The following is a 3335-nucleotide window of genomic DNA, read 5'->3' on the forward strand; positions in this document are numbered from 1 at the left end:
TGACATACGGCCAGAGCGTAGCGCTGAATGAAGAACTGCTGACCGTTATTGAGAAGTGTAACGCCGACAAGCGAAGCATTCGGGAAATCGAAGGATCCCGGAAGAATTTACCTGCCAGGTAGCTGCGAAACCAGACAATGATGTTTGACGATTGCTTGCGCATGGCAAAGGCATGGGCGATGAAATACCAGCCAAAGAAGAAATGACGAAATCCAGAGTATTTTCCCGACAGTGTTCGATATTTCAGCATTGGCAAAGTATATCTCACTGGATATATAACAATTTTTCAGAGGATTATTCTAAATGACCGCAATCACCGAATTAACAGACGTTCAGCAAATGAATCTTGAACTGCTGCGATTGGTTCAATCTGACACAGCAGCGGCAGAAAAGGCCATTGAATTTGTTGCTGGCGTTAAGCTGAATTACGAGCTGTTCAAAGACCAGTACACACTCGCAGCCGCCGAACAAACCCCGCTTGCTCGCACTGAAAAAGCTATCCGCGAGGCAAAAGAAGCGCTGACACTATTTGGATGAGGAAATGATTATGGCAGCGCCAAAGGGTAACCGATTCTGGGAGGCTCGTAGCAGTCATGGGCGCAACCCCAAGTTCGATTCGCCCGAGGCGCTATGGTCAGCCTGCTGTGAATACTTCGAGTGGGTAGAAGAGCACCCATTGTGGGAAATGAAGGCCTTCTCATATCAAGGGGAAGTGACGCAGGAACCCATTGCAAAGATGCGAGCAATGACATTAACGGGTCTATGCCTGTTCCTGGATATTGCCGAAAGCACGTGGCAACTATATCGCGCTCGTGAAGATTTTATGGTGCTCACTACGCGAGCGGAGAAAGTCATCTACGACCAGAAATTCTCTGGCGCTGCTGCTGACCTGCTCAACGCAAACATCATTGCCCGAGACCTGGGCCTCAAAGAACAGTCGCAGGTTGAAGACGTGACACCTGATAAGGGAGATCGCGGCAAGCGGCTTTCCCGAATTCAGGAGCTTTTACGTGGCAAACGCAGCGACGATTGACATCGATGAGCTAACAGAAGACGAGCAGATAGAATTACTCGAATTGCTGGAAGAAGAAGATAACTACCGCAAAACCCACCTGCTTTACGAGTTCACTCCATACAGCAGGCAAAGAGAATTTACCGATGCAGGGCATGATTACCCCGAGCGATGCTTTATGGCTGGCAACCAGTTGGGTAAATCTTATACCGGTGGTGCTGAGGTGGCCTGTCATCTCACCGGGCGCTATCCCGGCACTAAAGGATATCCAGATGACGGTAAATACGGCGAGGACTGGAAAGGTAAGCGCTTCTATGAGCCGGTTGTGTTCTGGGTCGGTGGTGAGACTAACGAGACAGTAACGAAGACCACACAGCGCATTCTGTGTGGTCGTATCGAAGAGAATGATGAACCCGGCTACGGATCAATCCCGAAAGAGGACATCATTAGTTGGAAGAAGTCACCATTCTTCCCGAACCTTGTCGATCACCTGCTTGTCAGGCACCACACTGCCGATGGTGTTGAAGATGGCATGTCTATCTGCTACTTCAAGCCGTACTCACAAGGTCGCGCCCGTTGGCAAGGTGACACCATCCATGGGGTGTGGTTCGACGAAGAGCCGCCGTATGGCATTTATGGCGAAGGTCTCACGCGAACTAACAAGCACGGGCAATTCTCAATCCTGACATTCACCCCCTTGATGGGTATGTCTGACGTTGTAATCAAGTTCCTCAAAAATCCCAGCAAGGCGCAGAAGGTGGTCAACATGACCATTTATGACGCTGAACATTATTCTGATGAGCTGCGAGAGCAAATCATTGCTGGCTATCCAGAGCATGAGCGTGAAGCTCGTGCGCGTGGCATCCCGACGATGGGTAGCGGTCGCATCTTCCAGATACCGGAAGAGACGATTAAGTGCCAGCCGTTTGGATGCCCTGATCATTTCTATGTTATCGACGCGATGGATTTCGGATGGGATCACCCGCAAGCACAGATTCAACTCTGGTGGGACAAGGACGCGGACACAATATATGTCGCTCGCGTGTGGAAAGACAAAGAGAAAACAGCGGTTCAGGCATGGGGCGCTGTCAAATCATGGGCAAGTAAAATTCCCACGGCGTGGCCTCACGATGGCAATCAGCATGAGAAGGGCGGCGGTGAGCAACTTAAAGCTCAATATGCTGATGCTGGTTTCATGATGCTGCCTGAGCATGCAACGTGGCCCGATGGTGGTAACGCCGTTGAGCCAGGAATCACTGAACTGCGTGACATGATGCTCGATGGTAGGTTCAAAGTGTTCAATACCTGCGAGCCATTCTTTGAAGAGTTCCGCCTCTATCACCGCGATGAAAATGGAAAGATAGTCAAAATCAACGATGACGTTCTGTCTGCCGTTCGCTACGGCTACATGATGCGTCGCTTTGCCAGGTTGATGCGCGACATCAGGAAGCCAAAAGAAAAGAAAATCCCAGCACCGATTAAACCAGTTTCCCGAGGAAGATAATGGCTGATAACGAAAGCAGGCTGGAGAGCATTCTGTGTCGCTTTGACGCAGACTGGACAGCCGGAGATGAAGCCAGAACCGAGGCGAAGAATGACCTGTTTTTCTCTCGCGTCTCTCAGTGGGACGACTGGCTAACGCAGTACACAAGCTTGCAGTACCGCGGGCAGTTCGACGTTGTGCGACCAGTAGTGCGCAAGTTGGTCGCAGAGATGCGTCAGAACCCTATCGACGTGCTGTATCGGCCGAAGGATGGAGCCAAGCCAGACGCAGCAGACACGCTGATGGGCATGTACCGCACTGACATGAGACATAACTCAGCAAAGATAGCGGTAAACGTCGCTGTGCGTGAGCAAGTAGAGGCTGGTGTAGGGGCGTGGCGCATCGTCACTGAGTACGAAGACCAGGACCCGACCAGTAACAACCAGATTATCCGGCGCGAACCCATTCACTCAGCCTGCTCATGTGTCATCTGGGACAGCAACAGCAAGCAGATGGACAAGAGCGACGCACGTCACTGCACTGTCATCCATTCGATGAGCCGTAACGGCTGGGATGATTTCGCAGAAGAGCACGACCTGGATGCAAGCAATCAGCCTGGCTTTCAGAGTCCCAATGATTGGGTATTTCCCTGGCTGACGCAGGACACCATTCACATCGCTGAATTCTATGAGGTGGTGGAAAAGAAAGAGACAGCATTCATCTATCAGGATCCGCTAACAGGCGAGCCCGTCAGTTACTTCAGGCAAGATATCAAGGATGTTATCGACGAGCTTGCAGAGCGCGGCATGGTGAAGATTGCAGAGCGCAAGATTAAGCGCA

At 51.1% G+C, this 3335-nt stretch carries 5 protein-coding genes; 4 read left to right on the plus strand and 1 reads right to left on the minus strand.

The features are described from left to right. Window positions 1-256 (minus strand): hypothetical protein (locus QZ506_RS16520; protein WP_291972558.1); only part of this gene is annotated, 256 nt, incomplete at its 3' end. Between the two features lie 47 nt (window positions 257-303). On the opposite strand from QZ506_RS16520, the gene QZ506_RS16525 reads away from it, so the two are divergent. The 4 genes from QZ506_RS16525 to QZ506_RS16540 all read left to right on the plus strand — a co-directional run. Further along, window positions 304-537 (plus strand): DUF2560 family protein, encoded by a 234-nt coding sequence (locus QZ506_RS16525; protein WP_291972560.1) that lies wholly within the window; start codon window positions 304-306, stop codon window positions 535-537. Window positions 538-547: 10 nt separating this feature from the next. Continuing rightward, window positions 548-1033: a DNA-packaging protein gene (locus tag QZ506_RS16530; protein ID WP_291972562.1), complete on the plus strand. Its 486-nt coding sequence runs from the start codon at window positions 548-550 to the stop codon at window positions 1031-1033. After that, a complete protein-coding gene (locus QZ506_RS16535) occupies window positions 1011-2516 on the plus strand; it encodes a terminase family protein (RefSeq protein WP_291972564.1) in 1506 nt (501 codons plus the stop codon). The genes QZ506_RS16530 and QZ506_RS16535 overlap by 23 nt, the downstream gene beginning before the upstream one ends. After that, window positions 2516-3335 (plus strand): portal protein (locus tag QZ506_RS16540; RefSeq protein ID WP_291972566.1); only part of this gene is annotated, 820 nt, incomplete at its 3' end. The genes QZ506_RS16535 and QZ506_RS16540, both read left to right, overlap by 1 nt.

It is taken from the genome of Candidatus Symbiopectobacterium sp. (genome assembly GCF_020054415.1).
Taxonomy (GTDB): Bacteria; Pseudomonadota; Gammaproteobacteria; order Enterobacterales; family Enterobacteriaceae; genus Symbiopectobacterium.